Here is a 19,013-nt window from a genome sequence, read left to right on the forward strand (position 1 = left end):
AACAGGGAGAAGGATAAAGCTCCAGCGCTGACGCCCCCTCTCCCCGTCCTTCACGGGGAGAGGGTAAGGGTGAGGGGCGATTCCGCCAGGGCCGGAAAGGCTCTAAGCCTTCACCTTCGCCATTGCGGGATCATAAAATGGCTTGAGGTGAATCTTCGCCTTGGTACGCTCCATTGCCACCACCAATTCATACTCGCCCGAGGTCAAAAACTCGTCGCTGACGCCGTCGGCGTTGCGGACATAGCCGTAGCCGACCGGCTTGCCCAGCGTGTAGCCGAAGCCGCCGCTGGAGAGATATCCGACCGGCTCGCCATTGCGCAGGATGGTCTCGCGGCCGAGCAGCACCACGTCCGGGTCATCGACAGTGAAGCCGGCGAAGCGCTTCTTCAACGGCTCGCCGCTCAGCCCTTCCAGGGCGCGCCGGCCGAGGAAATCGGTGTTCTTCTTCAGCTTCACCGCCCAGCCCAGCCCGGCTTCCTGTGGCGTGTCGTTGGGCGTGATATCGGCGCCCCAGGCGCGGTAGCCTTTTTCGAGGCGCAGCGATTCCAGTGCGCGATAGCCGACCGGGCGGATGCCATGCGGCTTGCCAGCCACCATCAGCGCGTCGAAGATTTCGCCGGCAGCACCTATCGGCACATGCAGTTCCCAGCCGAGTTCCCCGACATAGGTAACGCGCAAGGCCCGAACCGTGTGGCCGGCGATGACGATCTCGCGGACATGGCCGAAGGGGAAGGCCGAATTGCAGACCTCGGCGTCTGTCACCACCGACAGAACGTCCCGCGCTCGCGGTCCCATCAGCGACAGCGTGCCGAAATCCTCGGTCACGTCGGTTAGTTTCACGTCAAGGCCGGCGGGAATGTGGTCGCTGATCCACGACAGGTCATGCGTGCGGAAGCCGGTGCCGGTGACGATGTAGAATTTTTCTTCGGCAATCCGCGCCACAACGATATCGGCCTCGATGCCGCCGCGCGTGTTGAGAAGCTGCGTGTAAGTCAGCCGCCCGACCGGCTTGTTGACGTCGTTGGCGCAGATCCAGTCCAGCGCCTTCAGCGCGTCGGGGCCGCTCATCTCATATTTGGCGAAGGACGACTGGTCGAAGATGCCGACGGCTTCACGCACATGGCGGTGCTCGTCGCCCACCGGCTCGAACCAGTTTTGTCTCCCCATGGAATAGATGTCCTTGGGCTCGATGCCCGCCGGCGCGAACCAGTTCGGCCGCTCCCAGCCGAGTTTCGAGCCGAACACGGCGCGATGCTTCTTCAGCCGCTCATAGAGCGGCGAGACGATGCGCGGTCGACCGGACTGATATTCCTCATGCGGAAAGCCGATCGTGTAGTGCTTGCCATAGGCTTCCAGCGTGCGGTCCGACACCCATTGCCGGTCGCGATGCAGGCCGGAGAAGCGGCGGATATCGACTGTCCACAGATCGAGCGGCGCCTCGCCGTCCACCGCCCACTGCGCCAGCACCCAACCAGCGCCGCCGCCCGAGGCGATGCCGAAAGCATTGAAGCCGGCACCGACGAACATGTTCGAGCACTCCGGCGCGATGCCCAGAATGAAATTGCCGTCCGGCGTAAAGCTTTCGGGTCCGTTTATCATCTGCTTGACGCCGACTTTCTCCAGCGCCGGCACGCGGGCGATGGCCTGCGTCATATGCTGCTCGAAATGGTCGAAATCGTCGTCGAACAGGCGGAATTCCCAATCGTTCGGCACGTCGCCCGTCGTCCAGCCCTGCGGGTTCGGCTCATAGCCGCCCATTACGAGGCCGCCTACCTCCTCCTTGAAATAGGTCAGCCGGTCGGGGTCGCGGATTGTCGGCGCGTCGGTGGAAAGCCCGTCGATCTTCTCGGTGATGATGTACTGGTGCTTCACCGGCTGCAGCGGCACGTTGATGCCGGCCATGGTGCCCACCTGCCGCGCCCACTGGCCGGCGCAGTTCACCACCTTTTCGCAGGCAATGTCGCCCTTGCTGGTCTTCACCGCGGTGATGCGGCCATCCTTCATTTCGAAGCCGGTGACGCGCACCTCCTCGAAAAGCTTGGCGCCATGCATGCGCGCGCCCTTGGCCAGCGATTGCGTGATGTCCGAGGGACTGGCCTGACCGTCGGTCGGCAGCCAGCTTGCGCCGACGAGGTCGGAGGTTTCCATCAGCGGCCACATGCGCTTGACCTCCTCGGGCGAGATAAGATGCATTTCCATGCCGAAGCTTTTGGCCGTGGTGGCCAGCCGCTTGAACTCGGTCCAGCGGTCCTGGTTGGTGGCGAGCCGCAGGCAGCCGGTCATCTTCCAGCCGGTGGCGAGCCCGGTTTCCTCGTCCAGCCGCTTGTAGAGATCGACCGAATATTTCAATACGCGCGTGATCGAGGCTGAAGAGCGCAACTGCCCGACGAGGCCCGCCGCATGCCAGGTCGAGCCAGAGGTGAGACGGCCTTGCTCCAGCAGCACGACGTCGGCCTTGTGGTCGCGCGCCAGATGGTAGGCTGTCGAGCAGCCGATGATGCCACCGCCGATGACGACGATCTGGGCATGGGATGGCAGGGTCATGATGCGGTCTTTCCATATATCATGCGGTAGTGCTCGAGAGCGGCATCGAGCCGTTCGAGATTTTCAGCGGTGTAGGCGACATAGTCCGCGCCGGGCGCGGTCAGGTGCAGTTCCGAAACCATGCTCCACATCGCCTCGCGCAGCAGCGAGGCGCATTGCATGGCCGCATGGGCGCGGCGCAGCGGGATGTTCGGCGCGTGGCCGAAATAGGCGCCAAGCAGGTCTTCCGATTCCTGCTCGGACATGCCGGCATTGGAGGCCACGCCGGCGAGGTCGAACATTGCGGTGTTGAAGCCGGCATATTCGAAATCGATGAGCCAAAGCCTGTTGCCGTCATCGAGGAAATTGGCCGGCAGCAGGTCGTTGTGGCCGAACACCACCGGCAGCGCCATTTGCGCGCGCTCCAGTTCGTCGGCCAGCGCGACATAGTGGGGCAGCTCGGCCGTCATGCGGCTGCCGCCGGCTTCGAGCGTACGGGCATAGTCGCGAATGACGTGGAACACCCAGAACATGAAGCCGGCGCCGGAAATATGCTTCGGCATCTCCTCGTGGAAACGTCGCGCCAGTTCGGCTATGCGGATGCGGTTTTCACGCACATCATCCGGCCCGAAGGTTTTTGCGCCGAGATAGGCGGTGACCATCGCGCCCGGCTCGGCATATTGCAGTTCGGGCGCAAAGCCCGCCTCGTACGCCGCCTGCGCGGTCATGATCTCGCGATCGCGGTAGACGTGGTGAAACGGATAGTCCCTGCCGAAGCGCACGACATGTTTTCCGGCAGCGTCGGTGACGAGAAAATTCTCGTTGCTCAGCCCGCCCTTCAGCGGCTCGATGGCGATGCCGCCATTCCAGCAGGGCAGGGCGCGGATGCGGTCTTCGGTTTTCGTTCCCATCACACCAACCCCAGCCTTGCTTTGGTTCGCGCCGCCCCCGAAGAAATCAGCCTGTCGGCAATGATCGCGATGAAGGCGACGGCAAATCCTGCCACCAGCCCGCGTCCGGTGTCGGCCTTGGTCAGGGCGATATAGACCTCCTGGCCGAGATCGCGCGTGCCGACGAGCGCAGTAATCACCAGCATCGATAGCGCGAACATGATCGTCTGGTTCAGCCCCAGCATGATTTCAGGCAGCGCCAGCTTGAGCTTGATCTTGGTGAGGATTTGGAACGGCGTGCAGCCCATGGCGCGGCCGGCCTCGATCAGGCGCGGGTCGACCTTCATCAGGCCGTGCACGGTGTAGCGGATCGCCGGTGCGATCGAATAGGCGACGACCGCGATCATGGCGGTGAAATCGCCGACGCGGAACAGCATCACCGCCGGCATCAGATAGACGAAGGACGGCAGCGTCTGCAGCGTGTCGATGATGACGCGAACCCAGCTCCACAGCCGCGCCCGCTCAGCCGACAATATGCCGATCGGAATGCCGAGAAGTGCGGCGAAGATCACCGAGATGCCGCAGAGGTAAGTGGTGATCATCGCTTTTTCCCACTGGCCGGTAGCGGCGATGAGGAAGGCGAGCACGCCGACGATTGCGGCGAGCTTCAAGCCGCCGAGCCGCCAGCCGGCGAAGGCCAGCATGCCCGTCACGCCGAGCCAGGGAAGACCGCCGAGCAGGCGTTTGAACGGTATCAGTATGTTGAGCAGGACGGCGTTCTTGACCGCCTCGAAGGTGTCGAAGAAATTGACGTTGATCCAGCCGACGACATTCGACCAGAACGAACCGGTCGAGAGTTTCAGTGCATCGGGATAGGTCTGCACCGCAGGCAGGATAAGCCCGGCGACCCCCGTGACGAGGATCACTGCGACGGCAGCAACCGTATAGGGATGGCGGGCGACGAGGCCGCCGGTGGATGCAGGCGCGACCGGTGCGCCGGCGCGCGCGGCATAGGCCTGGCTCAGCCGGTCGAGCGCGATTGCAAGGGCGACGATGGCCAGCCCCGCTTCCAGCCCCGCACCGATGTCGAGACGCCGCAGCGCGGCCAGCACGTCGAAGCCGAGCCCACCGGCGCCGATCATCGAGGCAATGATGACCATGTTGAGCGACAGCATGATCACCTGGTTGACGCCGACCATCAGGCTGTCCTTGGCCGAAGGCACCAGCACCCGCCATGTCATTTGCCGGCGCGTGCAGCCGATCATGTTGCCGAGATCGCGGAACTCCGACGGAACCGCGCGCAGCGCCATTACGGTGATGCGCGTCATCGGCGGCATGGCGTAGATCAGCGTTGCAACGATTGCCGCCGTCGGTCCGAAGCCGAACAGGAACAGGATCGGCACCAGATAGGCAAAGACCGGAATGGTCTGCATCAGGTCGAGAATCGGCGTCAGCGCCGTCTCAAAACGCGGCCAGCGATAGGCGGCGATGCCCAGCAGCAGCCCGCCGACGACGCCGAGCGGCACGGCGACGAGGATCGACGCCAGCGTCACCATGGCGCTTTGCCATTGGCCGAAGACGGCAAGAAAGCCGAAGCAGATGGCGACGATTGCCGCAAGCCTGCGCCCGCCGGCATGGTAGCCGATCAGCGTGACGACGGCGATCACCGCGATCCACGACAGCGGCGGCAGGATCTGTACCGCGCTCGAACCCTGTCCGGAAAGAAAGCCGGTCGAAAGCAGGCTAAGCGCCAGCCGGTAGGGCAGGTTGACGATATCGGCGATGAATCGGGTCAGATCGGTGAAGGTGAAGAGGCCGAAACTCGCTTCATTGACCAGCCATTTCATCGCGTCGCTGATCCAGCGCGCCAACGGAATCTGCCACGCTTTCGGATAGTCGAAAGCCCATTTCGAGATCGGCTCGCCGAACTGCCAGAGCAGGACGAATATGGCCAAGGCCGCAAACCAGGCCGTGAGATGCGCGGCACCCATAGCCTCTCGCGGCCGGTGCTGCGCCGGCGCGGATGTTTCTATAGGGCGGGCGGGCATGCTCATCGCGTCACCCCCGCATCATCAGTTCGACGACATCGTCGCGATGCAGCACGCCGACCGGCTTGCCGGTGCTGTCTATCACGCCGATGCGGTCGACATTGGCGAAGATGGGTGCGGCTTCGGCGATCGTCGCGCGTTCGCGCACGGTAGCACCCGTGCCGGAAGCAGACTTGGCGGCGCGCATGATGGAGCCGACCTTGACCACCTTGGCCTTGGGCACGTTGCGCGTGAATTCCGCGACATAGGGCGTCGCCGGGTTGAGCACGATGTCTTCCGGCGTGCCGGCCTGCACGATGGAGCCGTCCTTCATGATGGCGATGCGGTCGGCCAGCCTTATCGCTTCGTCGAAATCATGGGTAATGAAGACGATGGTCTTCTTCAGTACAGATTGCAGGCGCACGAATTCGTCCTGCATCTCGCGCCGGATCAGCGGGTCGAGCGCCGAAAACGGCTCGTCGAGGAACCACAGCTCCGGCTCCACAGACAAGGATCGCGCGATGCCGACACGCTGCTGCTGGCCGCCGGAAAGCTCGCGCGGGAAGAAATTCTCCTTGCCCGAGAGCCCGACCAGATCGATCATCTTTTTCGCGCGAGCTTCACGGGTCTCGCGGTCGACACCCTGCACTTCAAGCGGGAAGGCGACATTTGCCAGCACGGTCATGTGCGGCAGCAGCGCGAAATGCTGGAACACCATTCCCATCTGGTGGCGGCGAATCTCGATCATGCGGCTTTCGCTCGCCGCCAGCAGGTTTTCGCCGTTGAACAGGATTTCGCCTGATGTCGGCTCAACCAGCCGCGACAGGCAGCGCACCAGCGTCGATTTGCCGGAGCCGGACAGCCCCATGATGACGAAGATTTCGCCGGCGTGGACTTCCAGATTGACGTCGCGCACCGCCCCGACCAGCCCGGCCTTGCTGAGGCTTGCCAACGACGTATCGGCGTCTTTCACGCCCAGAAACTCCCCGGCCCCGGCACCAAAAACCTTCCAAACATTACGACAGATGAGTTTTGGTTCCGATGCGGTCATCATCCGTCCGGTCTGGGGTGTCTGTGAAAGCAAAAAAAACCCGCCGCACGGGGCGGCGGGCAGGGGCAATTTCTATCCTATTTCTTGATCCACTCCGACCAGCGCGCTTCGTTGCCACCCATCCACTCGGCGACCACGTCATCCACCTTCTTGCCGTCGAGGTCGACCTTGGTGATCATCTGGCCCATCTCGTCATTGTCGAGCGTGAAGGCCTTTATCGCCTTGTGGGCGCCCGGCCATTTGTCCTTCACGCCGGCCCAGCCGACCTTCCAGATCTCGCCATGCGGCTTGCCGCAGTCATATTGCGCGTCGGGGTTCGAACCCCATTTCGGGTCGGTGTAGCACTCCTTCGTGTATTCCGGGAATTCGATCCACTCGCCCTTGTATTTGGCCGGCGCCCAGTGCGGCGCGTAGATCCAGAGCAGGATCGGCGCCTTGCGCTGATAGGCGCTTTCCAGTTCGGCAAAGAGTGCCGCGTCCGTGCCGGCATGAATGACTTCGAAAGGCAGATTGAGCGCCTCGACACGTTCGTCGTCAAAGCCGCCCCAGGTGACCGGTCCGCCGAGATAGCGGCCCTTGGGTGCGGTTTCGGCGGTGGAGAAGGCTTCGGCGCATTTCTCGTCCTTCAGCGCTTCCCAATTGGGCAGCCCCGGGCACTTTTCCTTCATGTATTCCGGAAACCACCACTCTTCCTTGGCCTTCATGCCCGTCGGGCCGAAATTCTCGACCTTTCCGGTGGCGGTCGCGGCGTCCATGGCGTCGCGGCCGGTGGTCTCCCACATTTCCATTGCCACATCGAGATCGCCCGTCTCGAGGCCGGCGAACTGGGCCAGATAATCGGCCTGGACATAGTCGACGCTGTAGCCTGCCTTTTTCAGCACCTCACCCATGATCTGGGTGGTGATGAGCTGTCCGGTCCAGTCATGCAGCGTCAGCTTGATCGGATCGGTCGACTCCTGGGCCCCCGCCCACTGCGACGATGAGAGGAGGGCAGCCGCCGATAGCGCTAACGCGCCGAACGCGGAACTGATGGTGCGGGTGCCCAATGGCATGCTGACCCTCCTGCTCATCGTTTTCGTATTCGTTTTATGCGCCCGAAGCTGCGGTTGCCTGTGTTTCTCAGCCAGCTTCAGGTCTGTTCCCTGATGATGAGTGTCACGCAACGTAAGGTGGCTGTCAACGGAAATTTGTGGTCTTTTGTGTTTTTTTGACCGTATTAAAGCAAGCTAGTTGTTAAATGCCACAAAATTGCTTAATAAGCGGGCATAGATGATGGCATCTGACACGGCGATCCATGAACCATTCAAAACGGCACAGCGAGATACTGCGGATCATTCAGGAAGAGGGCACGATCAGCGTTGCCGAGCTTGCTGAAAAGCTCGGCGTGTCGCTGGAGACGATACGGCGCGACGTGAAGCCGATGACCAGCGAAGGCACGGTCATCAAGATGCATGGCGCCATCGGCCTGCCCACCTTGGTCGGCGAGGCGCCCTTCGAGCGGCGCATGCGCGACAACGCCGAGGCCAAGCGCGCGATCGCTCAGGTGGTTGCCGCAACCATCCGCGATGGCGAGTCGATCATGCTCGATACCGGCACGACGACGAGCTATCTCGCCCGCGAGCTTCTCGGCCATCGCCGGCTGACCGTGGTGACGAATTCTTCCGACATCGCCCGCACGCTGGCCACCGTCAACGGCAACAAGGTCTATATGGCGGGCGGCGAGCTACGCAGCGATTCAGGCGCGGCCTTCGGCGTCTCGGCCATCGAATTCGTCAGCCGCTTCAGCGTCAACCACGCCGTCATTTCGACCGGCGCCGTGGATGCCCAGATGGGCGTGATGGACTACGATCTCGAGGAAGCCGAATTCGCCCGCATGGTGCTGTCGCGCGCCACGCGAACCGTGGTCATCACCGACCACACCAAATTCGGCCGGCAGGGCCTCGTTCAGGTCTGCAACTTCTCCGGCTTTGGCGAGCTGGCGACGGATCGTATGCCGCCGCGCGAGATCGTGGCCGCGCTCAATACCGCCGGCACACGGCTGAGGATCGCCGGCGACCATCGCGAAGTGGCCTGAGCGACTACCCGAAGATCAGCGACTGGTGGGCCGCCACGCCGGCCCATGTGCCGTTTGCGACGGCAAAGGCCACATTGTGCGGCTCGCGCGCAACATCGCCTGCGGCATAGACGCCTTGCACTGTCGTCTGCTGGCGTTCATCGACCTTGATGACAGGCCCGAAAAAGCCATCGACGAATTCGCAGCCCAGTTGTTCGGCGAGCGGGCTCGCCATGCTGGTGCGCGGAGCGGTGAACAGCGCCTTGATCTTTCGCGTGCTGCCATCGTCGAGCTTGAGGAGAAGGCCGCTGGCGCTATCGCCCTCGACATGGATCACACTCGCAGGCTCGATCGCCACATTGCGTGCTTTCAACGCCTGCAGCTGTTCCGCATTCGGCACGAAAATGCCGTTGGTGAACAACGTCACATCGCCCCAGTCGGCAATCATTTGGGCCTGATGAATGGCCATCGGGCCGGTTGCAAGAACCCCGAGCGCACCGCCGGCCACTTCGTAGCCGTGGCAATAGGGGCAGTGCAGCACAGTCTTGCCCCACTGCTCGGCAAGGCCGGGAATGTCCGGTAGCGTATCGCGCACGCCGGTGGCCAGGATCAGCCGTGACGCTTCGAATGTTTCGCCGCTGCCGATCCCGACGCGAAGGCTGGAATCCGTGACCTCCGCTTTAGTAGCCTGGCCATCGACGATCTTGGCCGTCGGATAGGCAAGAAGCTGCCTGCGTGCGTCTGCGAGGATTTCGGCCGGCGCTCGCCCGTCCTGTCCGAGAAAACCGTGCGAATGTTCGGCAAAACGGTTGCGCGGCAGGCCGGCGTCGATCACCAGCACCCGCCGCCGCGCCCGCGCGATCTGCGTCGCTGCGGCCAGGCCGGCAAAGCTTCCGCCGACGATGATGATATCATACGGCATGGTCGGTCACTCCAAGTGCGGCATAGCGGCGGCGGAAATCGGCGGCGATGTCGGCAAGCGTCACGCGGGCGAGCTTTTGCAGAAGCAGGCGTTCCGCCTCGGCGCGAAAATCGTCGAGCACCGCAATCACCGCCTGCTCAACCAGGCAGCCGGGGCTTTCCGGCGCGGTGCTGAAAGGCAGCAGCGTTTCGCCGAGCGCTGTGCAGATCTCGGCCAGCGAGATCGTCTCCGGCGCTCGCGCAAGCTGCCAGCCGCCGCCATGGCCGCGCGCAGAGGCGACGATGCCGGCTTCGCGCAGACCGGCGATGGTGCGGCGCACGACGACCGGATTGGTGTGGATGAAGGAGGCGAGTTGCTCGGAGGTTTGAATGCCCTCCCGCGCCTCGGCCATGTGGACGAGGATGTGCAGGGTCGAGGAAAGTTTGCTGTTTCGTTTCATGTAACTTATTTAGTTACGAATTTGACCGTCGTCAATGGCCGTCGAAAACACGCCGGTTTTCAAGCCTGGGCGGGAAGGGCGCTTGGCGAAAAGATCATGCGAAAGCAGGCGCCGACCCTGCTTGCCGCGGCCAGTTCGATATGCCCGTCGTGCAGTTCCATGATTTCCCGAACCAGCGTGAGGCCGAGACCCGCGCCGCGGTTTTGCGGGACGGAGCGATAGAAAGGCTCGAAGATCCGCTCCCTTTCGTTCTCCGGCACGCCTGTGCCTTCGTCGGAAACCTCGATGATCGCCGGCGCAGACACGGCGACGCTGATCTTGCCGGAATTGCCGCCATGTTCGATCGCGTTCTGCACGAGGTTGGTCACGGCCCGCTCTACCGCAACGCTGTCACCGTGGATGAACAGCGTCTTGGCAGATGGCTCGAATGTTATTTCGTAGCCGGCGGCGAACCCGATCGGAGCAAGGTCCATGACGACATTGCGCGCGATTTCGACCAGATCGATGGGCGAGAAACTCTTGGGCCGATGCTGGTCGAGGCGGCGCAGGTCGAGAAGCTGGTCGGTCAATGTCGCGAGTCTCGCCGTGTCCTGCAGCAGCCTCGCGCGTTCCGGCGTCGGCGGAAGCGAGGCGATGCGCGTGCTGAGGATGGCGACGGGCGTGCGCAGTTCATGGGCTGCGTCGGACAGGAAACGCTTGTGGCGCTCATAGCCGCTGTCCAGCCGCAACAAGGCGTCGTTGACGGCGTTGACCAGCGGAACGATTTCCTGCGGAATATCCTTCACCGGCAATTGCACGCCGCGCTTGTGGATGTCGATGCGCTCGGCTTCGGCAGCGACAAGCCCAAGGCCCGAAAGTGCGCCGCGCACCACCCACGGCGTGGCGAACAGCGTGGCCAGCCCCATCAGCCCGGTGATGGGCAGGATACCCTTGAGGAAGAAGTGCGGCGCTTCCATCAGCAGGCGCAGAAGCGAAAGCTCGCCCTTTGTTCCGGTCATGATCTGGACATTGCCGGCAGCGGTATCCGTCCAGCGTATCCTGACCGCGGGTGGCGATCCCTCGCCAGGGGTTCTGTCGATGCGCGCGTCGCTGAGATTGTCGAGCAATGGCACGAACTGCTTGAATTCCGGCGGCACGGTGCCTTCCTCCAGTCTGTGTCCATCCTTGTCTCGGGCTATGAACCAGAGGTCAGGCACTTTTGACCGTAAATTGGTGAGTTCGTGCGTCTCCTTGAGCACAAGGTTGCCGTTCGCATCACGGTCCATGGCATCAACGAGGACATCCATCGTCCCGCCCTCATATTCATGCGGAATGGCGCCGGTAACGATCATGGCCGCGAATATGAGCAGGATGAACAGCGTCACCATCACGCCCTGCAACAGCGCGATGCGAAAAATCAGACGCCACTTCAGCGAATAATGACAGCGTTTGGTCATGGCGTCTCGCGCAGCAGATAGCCGACGCCGCGAATGCCGTTGATCGTCACGCCGCCTTCGGCATCCGCCAGCTTGCGGCGCAGGCGGGAGATGTGGGTGTCGAGTGCGTTGGACTGGATCTCGTCGTCCATGCCGAACACCGCTTCCATGAGTGAGGAGCGTTGAACCATGCGGCCGGTGCGCCGCATCAAGGTCTCCAGCACCAGCAATTCGCGCCGCGGCAAGGTCAACGGCTCGCCACGAATGGAAGCCTCGCGATGCCCGACGTCAAAGGCGACGTGGCCGGCACGGAATGTTTGTGCCTGCACGGTTGCCGGGCGGCGCAGCAAGGCTCGCAGGCGTGCCAGAAGCTCCTCGAAGGCAAAGGGTTTCGCCAGATAGTCGTCGGCACCGAGATCGAGGCCGGCGACCTTGTCTGCAAGGTCGCCAAGCGCGGTCAGAACGAGAACCGGCGTGGCATTCTTCTCGGCACGCAATTTCGACACCAGCGACAGGCCGTCTCCGTCCGGCAACCGCCGGTCGAGCAGGATCGCGTCATAGGTATCGATGGCGACGAAGCCTTCCGCCGCTTTGAGCGAACCGGCATGGTCCATGACCATGTCATGCCGCTTCAAAGCTGCGCGCAAAGCCGAAACCATCTCCGGCTCGTCTTCGACCAGTAATATGCGCATTCGATATCCTTGCGACGGCTAAACCCTGCCCGCTAGAGCATCGGACCGAAAAGTGGAATCCGGTTTTCGGAATATTCCGATGCTCCTTCAAAGTGTTAGATCGTCCTTTATGCGTCCGAGCGGACGCATGGCGATCTAATGCGCCAACATTGCAGAAACATTGCGAATTTGAAATGGCGACGCCGGCACCGGATTCCCAGCTTTTTTTGGCGCACTATCGCGCCATGCAATGCCGGTGTAATCCAGTCGTCGCAAACAGCCCTCATTAAAGCTGGCGGTCGATTCGCCTTGCTGCCGACATGTGGATTGAGGGTCGATATGCCTGCGAGTGATACTTTGTCCTTTCTTATGGCCTGGGCTGCGGCGCCGTTGCGGGTCGCTTCGGTCACGCCGTCGAGCCCGAGCCTCGCGGCGTTGATGACGAGCGAGATAGACGCTGCGACCGGCCCTGTGCTGGAACTCGGTCCCGGCACCGGTCCGTTCACCCGGGCGCTGCTGGCGTGCGGGGTGAAGGAAGAGGACCTTACCCTGATCGAGGCAGGTGCCGACTTTGCCGGAATGCTTCGGCATCGCTTTCCCGAGGCGCGGGTCTTCGAGATGGATGCCGTGGGCTTGCGTCATCTGGCCCTGTTCGAGGGGCCGGTACTGGGTGCTGCGATCAGCGGGCTGCCCTTCCTGTCGATACCGCCGCGCAAGACGCAGGCCATCCTCGAAGGCGTTTTTGCCAATCTTCGCCCTGGTGGGGCGCTCTATCAGTTCACCTATAGCTGGCGCTGCCCGATCGAGCAGACGATGCTTGACCGTCTCGATCTCGAAGCGACCCGCATCGGCCACACCTTTCGAAACTTCCCCCCGGCGGCCGTCTACCGTATAAGCCGGATTGCGAACGCTAACAGATATGATTGGCGCATCCGATGATCGGACCTGTAGCGACGATGCTCGGCCTTGGGCTTCTCGGCGCTGGCGTTCTCGCCTTCACCGAAAAGCTACTGCCCGTGCCGCCCTCGCATGTGCTGCTGCTGTTCCTCGGCATGACTGCGGCGCCGAACAGCGAAGTCCTCGCCACGCTGTTGCTGATCACCGCGCTCGGTTCCACAATCGGCTCGATGTTCTGGTACGGCATGGGCCGCTGGCTGGGGTCGGATCGCGCCGACAGGCTGGTGGACCGCTTCGGCAAATATGTCCTTCTGCCCAAGGCGACCTATCAGCGGCTGGCGCGGGCCTATCGCGGTAACCAGTTTCGCGTGACGCTTCTGGCCCAGCTCGTACCGACGGTGCGCATCTATCTTGCTATCCCCGCCGGTGCCTGGCGGCTCGCAGCCCTGCCTTTCCTTTCCGGCACATTCTGCGGCACTCTTGTCTGGAATGCCGCGTTCCTGAGTGCCGGCTATCTCATGCGCCATGCCGGTCAGGACCCGGTGACGATCGGCTTGCGCATCGTCGCGGTCGTCCTGGTGCTGGAGACGGCGTTCCTGGTCGCACTGCGCTACGGCGCTGTCGGCCGCATCCGCGCCTGGCAGCGTGCCGTGACATTTCGGCGAAGAGGACGCTGAGCGGCCTCTTCCCATTCCGCCACGGCGCGTGTTTATTCGCACCATGGCATTCACCATCAGGCAGTTGCAATTCTTCGTCGCGGTCGCAGAGCAGGGCACGGTTTCTGGCGCGGCCCAGAACCTCTCGATCTCGCAATCGGCAGTCACCGAAGCGATCAAGGATCTGGAGCGCGATCTCGGCGTCGAGCTTTTCGAGCGCCACCCGCGCGGGCTGAACATCACCCACAAGGGCCATCAGTTCCTGCGCCACGCCACCAAGATATTGGCCGACGTCTCCGACGCCCGCCGCACCTTTTCCGACGACAAGGAGCGTGCGACCGGCAGGCTTCAGCTCGGTGTCACCTCACTGGTCGCCGGCTATGTGCTGTCGGATCTGCTAGCCCGTTACCGCCGTGCCTTTCCCTCGATCGATGTTTCGGCCATCGAGGACAATGGCGACTATCTCGAGCACCTGCTGGTCGGCGGCGAGCTCGACGTTGCCGTCATGGTCATCTCCAACCTGCGTGACCGCATGGCGCTGCAGGCCGAAATCCTCGAAGTCTCGCCCTATCGCCTGTGGCTGCCGCTTGGCCATCATCTGGCGAGCGCCGACATCATCGGCATCAACGATATCGTCAGCGAACCGCTGATCATGCTCACTGTCGACGAAATCGAGGAGAACACCGGCAAACTGCTGGTGGCGCTCGGCGCACGCCCGCATGTCGCCTTCCGCACGCGCTCCGTGGAAGCCGTGCGCAGCCTCGTCGCCACCGGTGCCGGCGTGGCGCTCCTGCCCGATCTCGTCTACCGGCCATGGTCGCTGGAAGGCGACCGCATCGAATCGCGCGATATCTCCGGTTCGCTGCCCGTCGTCCAGGTCGGCATGGTCTGGCGGCGCGGCTCCAGCCTGCCGCAGGCAGCGCGCGATTTCATCGGCGTGGCCCAGTCGCAGAGGCAAACACGGCAAAGACCGTAGAAATCGCAACCTATCGGAAAAGCCGATAACGACTTTCTGATAAATCCGTTTGCGAATGCTCCGGATTCAGATCACCTTTCATTTCAGGGATCAACGTCGCCACCCAGAGCGGCCCCTCAAATGGGAGAAAGTCATGAAATCTTTTCTGAAGACATGCACCGCTCTGACGATGGCGCTGAGCTTTTCCGGCCAGGCCATGGCGCAGGAGATGCTGAAGGAAATCGGCAAGGGCGAAGGCCAGGTCAACATCATCGCCTGGCCGGGCTATATCGAGCGCGGCGAAACCGACAAGGCCTATGACTGGGTCTCGGACTTCGAGAAATCGTCTGGCTGCAAGGTCAACGTCAAGACCGCCGCCACTTCCGACGAAATGGTCGCGCTGATGAATGAGGGCGGCTTCGACCTCGTCACTGCCTCCGGCGACGCCTCGCTGCGTCTGGTCGCCGGCAAGCGCGTGCAGCCGGTCAATGTCGATCTCATCAAGAGCTGGGGAACCGTCGACGAGCGTTTGCAGAACGCCCCTTGGTTCACCGTCGACAAGGTGCATTACGGCGTGCCCTACCAGTGGGGCCCGAACGTGCTGATGTACAACACCGACGTTTTCAAGGAAGCACCCAAGAGCTGGAACGTCGTCTTCGAGGCGATGGATTTTCCCGATGGCAAGCCCAACAAGGGCCGCGTCCAGGCCTATGACGGGCCGATTCACATCGCCGACGCCGCCAACTACCTGATGGCGCACAAGCCCGATCTCGGCATCAAGGACCCCTACGAACTCAACGAGGACCAGTACAAGGCAGCGCTCGACCTGCTGCGCGTCCAGCGCACGCTGGCCGGCCGCTACTGGCACGATGCCATGATCCAGATCGACGACTTCAAGAACGAAGGCGTCGTCGCTTCGGGCTCATGGCCGTTCCAGGTCAACCTGCTGAAAGCGGAAAAGCAGCCGATCGCCTCGACCATTCCGGAAGAGGGCGCCACCGGCTGGGCCGACACGACCATGCTGCATGTCGATGCCGCCAACCCGAACTGCGCCTATATGTGGATGGAGCATTCGCTCTCGCCCAAGGTGCAGGGCGATCTCGCCGCCTGGTTCGGCTCCAACCCGGCCGTGCCGGCTGCCTGCAAGGGCAACGAACTGCTGACCGACGAAGGCTGCAAGACCAACGGCTTCGAGGACTTCGCCAAGATCAAGTTCTGGAAGACGCCCGTCGCCAAATGCGGCAGCCAGGGCGAATGCGTGCCTTACTACCGCTGGGTGTCGGACTATATCGGCGTGATCGGCGGACGGTGAGTTATTGGTCCGAAGCGTGGCTGGATAGGCCGCGCTTCGGCCAACACCCCTCATCCGACCCTTCGGGCCACCTTCTCCCACAAGGGGAGAAGGGAGAGCCCCTTTCCTTCTCCCCTTGTGGGAGAAGGTGGATCGGCGCGTAGCGCCGAGACGGATGAGGGGTGTTGGCCGAAAAACACCGTCAGAAATTGGTAATCCACAATCCCATGACCACAGCCGTCTCCTTCGAAAAAGTCTCCCGCCATTTCGGCGCCGTGCGCGCCGTTGATGCGGTTGACCTCGATATTCGGCCCGGCGAGTTCTTCGCCATGCTCGGCCCGTCGGGTTCGGGCAAGACGACCTGCCTGCGCCTGATCGCCGGTTTCGAGCAGCCGACGGCGGGCTCGATTTCCATCTTCGGCGAACGCGCCGAGGGCGTTCCGCCCTATCGCCGCAACGTCAATACGGTGTTCCAGGACTACGCGCTGTTCCCGCATCTCAACGTGCTCGACAACGTTGCCTATGGACTGATGGTCAAGGGCGTGGGCCGCACTGAGCGCGCCAAACAAGCCGAAGACGCGCTGAAGCTGGTGCAGCTTCCCGGTTATGGCGCGCGCCGCCCGAGCCAGCTTTCCGGCGGCCAGCGTCAGCGCGTGGCGCTGGCACGTGCGTTGGTCAACAAGCCGCGCGTTCTGCTGCTAGACGAGCCGCTCGGCGCGCTCGACCTGAAGCTGCGCGAAAACATGCAGGAGGAGCTGAAGCTGCTCCAGCGCGCGCTCGGCATCACCTTCGTCTTCGTGACGCACGATCAGGGCGAGGCCCTGTCCATGGCCGACCGCGTCGCCGTCTTCAACGATGGCCGCATCATGCAGATCGGCACGCCGCAGGACATTTATGAGCGACCGCAAACGCGTTTCGTTGCAGATTTCGTCGGTTCCTCGAATGTGCTGTCGCCGGATTTCGTCGCCCGCTATAGTGGCAAGCGCCGCTGGGCAAGCCTGCGGCCGGAAAAGATCAGGCTGGCCGAAAAGGCAGGGCAGGGCGTTGCAGGCACGGTGCGCGCCCGCAGCTTTCTCGGCGCAACCAACCGGTTCACCGTCGATGCTGAAGGCACCCGCCTGCATGTCATAACGCCCGCCGGCCAGCCCGTGCCGGAAGATGGCGCGGATGTCTCGCTGGTCTGGCTGCCGGCCGATCTTCATCTCATGGACGAGCCGGCATGAGGACCGAGGCTGTCATGCCTGCCGGTTCCGCGCCGGTCATCCTGCCCAGCCGCGGCGGCATTGCCGGCGCGCTGTCGGACATTTTCTGGCGCAGGCCGAAACTGCTTCTGTTCCTGATGCTGACGCCGCCGCTGCTGTGGCTCGGCATCGTCTATCTCGGCTCGCTGTTTGCGCTGCTGTTGCAGAGCTTCTTTTCGATCGATGATTTTTCCGGGCTCATCAACCGCGAATTCACGCTGAAGACCTATGGCGAGCTGCTGCGCCCGGCCAATTTCGACATCATCGTCCGCACGGTTACCATGGCCGCCTGCGTCACGCTGGCCTCGGCGGTCGTTGCCTTTCCCATTGGCTATTTCGCAGCCCGTTATGCCCGCGGCAAATGGAAGGCGTTGTTCTATCTCGGGATCATGCTGCCGCTGTGGTCCAGCTATCTGGTCAAGATCTATGCCTGGAAGCTTATCCTCGCCAAAGAAGGCATCCTCACATGGCTGTTCGCCAAGCTGCATCTGTCGTGGCTGCTCGATGCCTGGCTGTCGTTGCCCTATGTCGGCGGAAATTCGCTGTCGGTTTCCTTCACCGGCACCTTCATCGTCTTCGTCTATGTCTGGCTGCCCTTCATGATCCTGCCGATACAGGCAGCCCTCGAGCGCGTGCCGGGCAATCTGGTCGAAGCCTCGTCCGATCTTGGCGCCACGCCCGGCCAGACCTTCCGCAACGTGCTGTTCCCGCTGGCGCTGCCGGGCATCGTCGCCGGCTCCATCTTCACCTTCTCGCTGACGCTGGGCGACTACATCATCCCGCAGATCATCGGCACGTCGCGCCTGTTCATCGGGCAGGCCGTCTATGCCCAGCAGGGCACGGCGGGCAACATTCCGCTGGCAGCGGCCTTCACCGTGGTCCCGGTCGTGATCATGGGGATCTATCTCTGGGCGGCCAAGCGCATGGGGGCGTTCGATGCGCTTTAGTTCTTCGGAGAAGACCCCCACCCCTAACCCCTCCCCACAAGGGGGAGGGGGATATCTCATGCATTCATTCTTGCCGAATTTTTCTTTGTCTGAGTGTGTCCCTGCCGAGGGCGAGGTGGAAAGATTCCCCTCCCCCTTGTGGGGAGGGGTTAGGGGTGGGGGTAAATACGTCAGCGTAAGTGCGCGAGGTTCCCATGCGCTCTGATCGCCATCAATCCGCACCCCTCGGGCTCAAGATCGCCGCTGCCGCAGGCCTCCTGTTCCTGCACCTGCCAATCCTGCTGATCTTCGTCTATGCCTTCACGATGGAGGAAAAGAGCTATCAGTGGCCGCCGCCCGGTCTCACCACGCAATGGCTCGCTGTCGCATGGAACCGGCCGGACGTGTGGTCCGCCCTCGGCCTGTCTGTGAAGGTTGCGGCAGTGTCGACGGCAATTGCGATGGTGCTCGGCACGCTGTGTGCCGCAGCGGTGTCGCAGACAAAGTTCTTCGGCCGTGAGGTGATCTCGCTGCTGGTCATCCTGCCCATTGCACTGCCCGGCATCATCACCGGCATTGCGCTCCGCTCAGCCTTCAGTCTCGCCGAAATCCCATTCTCGTTCTGGACGATCATTCTCGGTCACGCCACCTTCTGCGTCGTCGTGGTCTACAACAATGCGGTCGCCCGCTTCCGCCGCACGTCCGGTTCGCTGATCGAAGCCTCGATGGATCTCGGCGCTGATGGTTTCCAGACCTTCCGCTATGTCATCCTGCCCAATATCGGCACGGCTCTTCTGGCCGGCGGCATGCTCGCCTTCGCGCTGTCCTTCGACGAGGTCATCGTCACCACCTTCACCGCCGGCCAGCAGCAGACGCTGCCGATCTGGATGCTGGAGGAACTGGTGCGACCACGCCAGCGCCCGGTCACCAATGTCGTCGCCATGGTTGTCGTGCTGGTGACGTTCCTGCCCATCCTTGCCGCCTATTACCTGACCCGCGACGGCGACCAGGTCGCCGGTTCGGGCAAATGAAATGAGTGAATAGGGAGTGGTGAAT

The 19,013-nt window shown here is 62.6% G+C and carries 17 protein-coding genes; 8 read left to right on the forward strand and 9 right to left on the reverse strand.

Annotation, left to right across the window (positions count from 1 at the left end):
- Positions 1-102 precede the first annotated feature (102 nt).
- From G6N74_RS23950 to G6N74_RS23970, 5 genes are all read right to left on the reverse strand, one after another.
- Positions 103-2,544 (reverse strand): GcvT family protein, encoded by a 2,442-nt coding sequence (locus G6N74_RS23950; protein ID WP_165120528.1) that lies wholly within the window; start codon positions 2,542-2,544, stop codon positions 103-105.
- Positions 2,541-3,434, reverse strand: coding sequence for a phosphotransferase family protein (locus tag G6N74_RS23955; RefSeq protein WP_165120529.1), 894 nt, complete (start codon positions 3,432-3,434; stop codon positions 2,541-2,543). The genes G6N74_RS23950 and G6N74_RS23955 overlap by 4 nt, the downstream gene beginning before the upstream one ends.
- Positions 3,434-5,467, reverse strand: a complete 2,034-nt coding sequence (locus tag G6N74_RS23960; RefSeq protein WP_246245911.1) for an ABC transporter permease — start codon at positions 5,465-5,467, stop codon at positions 3,434-3,436. The genes G6N74_RS23955 and G6N74_RS23960 overlap by 1 nt, the downstream gene beginning before the upstream one ends.
- A 4-nt stretch (positions 5,468-5,471) precedes the next feature.
- Positions 5,472-6,491 carry a quaternary amine ABC transporter ATP-binding protein gene (locus G6N74_RS23965; protein WP_165120530.1) on the reverse strand — a complete coding sequence of 340 codons (1,020 nt, stop codon included), beginning with the start codon at positions 6,489-6,491 and terminating at the stop codon, positions 5,472-5,474.
- A gap of 77 nt (positions 6,492-6,568) precedes the next feature.
- On the reverse strand, positions 6,569-7,543 hold the full coding sequence (locus G6N74_RS23970) for an ABC transporter substrate-binding protein (protein ID WP_165120531.1): 975 nt from the start codon (positions 7,541-7,543) through the stop codon (positions 6,569-6,571).
- Positions 7,544-7,785: 242 nt separating this feature from the next.
- Between G6N74_RS23970 and G6N74_RS23975 the strand changes: the two genes are divergently transcribed.
- The gene (locus G6N74_RS23975) at positions 7,786-8,565 is read left to right on the forward strand and encodes a DeoR/GlpR family DNA-binding transcription regulator (RefSeq protein WP_165120532.1); all 780 of its coding nucleotides are present in this window, start codon (positions 7,786-7,788) and stop codon (positions 8,563-8,565) included.
- 4 nt (positions 8,566-8,569) lie between these two features.
- On the opposite strand, the gene G6N74_RS23980 is transcribed toward G6N74_RS23975, so the two are convergent.
- Genes G6N74_RS23980 through G6N74_RS23995 form a run of 4 tightly spaced genes read right to left on the reverse strand, consistent with a single transcriptional unit; the run spans position 8,570 to position 12,012 of the window.
- Positions 8,570-9,466 (reverse strand): NAD(P)/FAD-dependent oxidoreductase, encoded by an 897-nt coding sequence (locus tag G6N74_RS23980; protein WP_165120533.1) that lies wholly within the window; start codon positions 9,464-9,466, stop codon positions 8,570-8,572.
- Positions 9,456-9,905, reverse strand: a complete 450-nt coding sequence (locus tag G6N74_RS23985) for an RrF2 family transcriptional regulator (RefSeq protein WP_165120534.1) — start codon at positions 9,903-9,905, stop codon at positions 9,456-9,458. Before G6N74_RS23985 ends, G6N74_RS23980 begins: the two co-directional genes overlap by 11 nt.
- Before the next feature lie 59 nt (positions 9,906-9,964).
- Complete coding sequence (locus tag G6N74_RS23990; RefSeq protein WP_165120535.1) at positions 9,965-11,341, reverse strand: sensor histidine kinase; 1,377 nt, start codon at positions 11,339-11,341, stop codon at positions 9,965-9,967.
- A complete protein-coding gene (locus G6N74_RS23995) occupies positions 11,338-12,012 on the reverse strand; it encodes a response regulator transcription factor (RefSeq protein ID WP_165120536.1) in 675 nt (224 codons plus the stop codon). Before G6N74_RS23995 ends, G6N74_RS23990 begins: the two co-directional genes overlap by 4 nt.
- A 318-nt stretch (positions 12,013-12,330) precedes the next feature.
- Between G6N74_RS23995 and G6N74_RS24000 the strand changes: the two genes are divergently transcribed.
- From G6N74_RS24000 to G6N74_RS24030, 7 genes are all read left to right on the forward strand, one after another.
- The gene (locus tag G6N74_RS24000) at positions 12,331-12,930 is read left to right on the forward strand and encodes a class I SAM-dependent methyltransferase (protein WP_165120537.1); all 600 of its coding nucleotides are present in this window, start codon (positions 12,331-12,333) and stop codon (positions 12,928-12,930) included.
- Entirely contained in the window at positions 12,927-13,565 is a 639-nt protein-coding gene (locus G6N74_RS24005) for a DedA family protein (protein ID WP_165120538.1), read from the forward strand. The genes G6N74_RS24000 and G6N74_RS24005 overlap by 4 nt, the downstream gene beginning before the upstream one ends.
- A gap of 43 nt (positions 13,566-13,608) precedes the next feature.
- Positions 13,609-14,520 (forward strand): LysR family transcriptional regulator, encoded by a 912-nt coding sequence (locus G6N74_RS24010; protein ID WP_091917323.1) that lies wholly within the window; start codon positions 13,609-13,611, stop codon positions 14,518-14,520.
- A gap of 133 nt (positions 14,521-14,653) precedes the next feature.
- Positions 14,654-15,811 (forward strand): ABC transporter substrate-binding protein, encoded by a 1,158-nt coding sequence (locus G6N74_RS24015; RefSeq protein WP_165120539.1) that lies wholly within the window; start codon positions 14,654-14,656, stop codon positions 15,809-15,811.
- A 206-nt stretch (positions 15,812-16,017) separates the two neighbouring features.
- On the forward strand, positions 16,018-17,013 hold the full coding sequence (locus G6N74_RS24020; protein ID WP_165120540.1) for an ABC transporter ATP-binding protein: 996 nt from the start codon (positions 16,018-16,020) through the stop codon (positions 17,011-17,013).
- Positions 17,010-17,978: an ABC transporter permease gene (locus G6N74_RS24025; RefSeq protein ID WP_165120541.1), complete on the forward strand. Its 969-nt coding sequence runs from the start codon at positions 17,010-17,012 to the stop codon at positions 17,976-17,978. The genes G6N74_RS24020 and G6N74_RS24025 overlap by 4 nt, the downstream gene beginning before the upstream one ends.
- A 194-nt stretch (positions 17,979-18,172) precedes the next feature.
- Complete coding sequence (locus G6N74_RS24030; protein ID WP_165120542.1) at positions 18,173-18,988, forward strand: ABC transporter permease; 816 nt, start codon at positions 18,173-18,175, stop codon at positions 18,986-18,988.
- Positions 18,989-19,013: the final 25 nt, after the last annotated feature.

Origin of the sequence: Mesorhizobium zhangyense, from assembly GCF_011045115.1 — a bacterium.
Lineage (GTDB): Bacteria > Pseudomonadota > Alphaproteobacteria > Rhizobiales > Rhizobiaceae > Mesorhizobium_M > Mesorhizobium_M zhangyense.

What these genes read in the sequence shown, in the direction of transcription:
- G6N74_RS24030 (WP_165120542.1), top strand. Translation starts at nt 18,173, where the DNA reads ATGCGCTCTGATCGCCATCAATCCGCACCCCTCGGGCTCAAGATCGCC.
- G6N74_RS23960 (WP_246245911.1), bottom strand. Translation starts at nt 5,467, where the DNA reads ATGAGCATGCCCGCCCGCCCTATAGAAACATCCGCGCCGGCGCAGCAC.
- G6N74_RS24010 (WP_091917323.1), top strand. Translation starts at nt 13,609, where the DNA reads ATGGCATTCACCATCAGGCAGTTGCAATTCTTCGTCGCGGTCGCAGAG.
- G6N74_RS24025 (WP_165120541.1), top strand. Translation starts at nt 17,010, where the DNA reads ATGAGGACCGAGGCTGTCATGCCTGCCGGTTCCGCGCCGGTCATCCTG.
- G6N74_RS23955 (WP_165120529.1), bottom strand. Translation starts at nt 3,434, where the DNA reads ATGGGAACGAAAACCGAAGACCGCATCCGCGCCCTGCCCTGCTGGAAT.
- G6N74_RS24015 (WP_165120539.1), top strand. Translation starts at nt 14,654, where the DNA reads ATGAAATCTTTTCTGAAGACATGCACCGCTCTGACGATGGCGCTGAGC.
- G6N74_RS23980 (WP_165120533.1), bottom strand. Translation starts at nt 9,466, where the DNA reads ATGCCGTATGATATCATCATCGTCGGCGGAAGCTTTGCCGGCCTGGCC.
- G6N74_RS23990 (WP_165120535.1), bottom strand. Translation starts at nt 11,341, where the DNA reads ATGACCAAACGCTGTCATTATTCGCTGAAGTGGCGTCTGATTTTTCGC.
- G6N74_RS23970 (WP_165120531.1), bottom strand. Translation starts at nt 7,543, where the DNA reads ATGCCATTGGGCACCCGCACCATCAGTTCCGCGTTCGGCGCGTTAGCG.
- G6N74_RS23965 (WP_165120530.1), bottom strand. Translation starts at nt 6,491, where the DNA reads ATGACCGCATCGGAACCAAAACTCATCTGTCGTAATGTTTGGAAGGTT.
- G6N74_RS23975 (WP_165120532.1), top strand. Translation starts at nt 7,786, where the DNA reads ATGAACCATTCAAAACGGCACAGCGAGATACTGCGGATCATTCAGGAA.
- G6N74_RS23950 (WP_165120528.1), bottom strand. Translation starts at nt 2,544, where the DNA reads ATGACCCTGCCATCCCATGCCCAGATCGTCGTCATCGGCGGTGGCATC.
- G6N74_RS24005 (WP_165120538.1), top strand. Translation starts at nt 12,927, where the DNA reads ATGATCGGACCTGTAGCGACGATGCTCGGCCTTGGGCTTCTCGGCGCT.
- G6N74_RS24000 (WP_165120537.1), top strand. Translation starts at nt 12,331, where the DNA reads ATGCCTGCGAGTGATACTTTGTCCTTTCTTATGGCCTGGGCTGCGGCG.
- G6N74_RS24020 (WP_165120540.1), top strand. Translation starts at nt 16,018, where the DNA reads ATGACCACAGCCGTCTCCTTCGAAAAAGTCTCCCGCCATTTCGGCGCC.
- G6N74_RS23985 (WP_165120534.1), bottom strand. Translation starts at nt 9,905, where the DNA reads ATGAAACGAAACAGCAAACTTTCCTCGACCCTGCACATCCTCGTCCAC.
- G6N74_RS23995 (WP_165120536.1), bottom strand. Translation starts at nt 12,012, where the DNA reads ATGCGCATATTACTGGTCGAAGACGAGCCGGAGATGGTTTCGGCTTTG.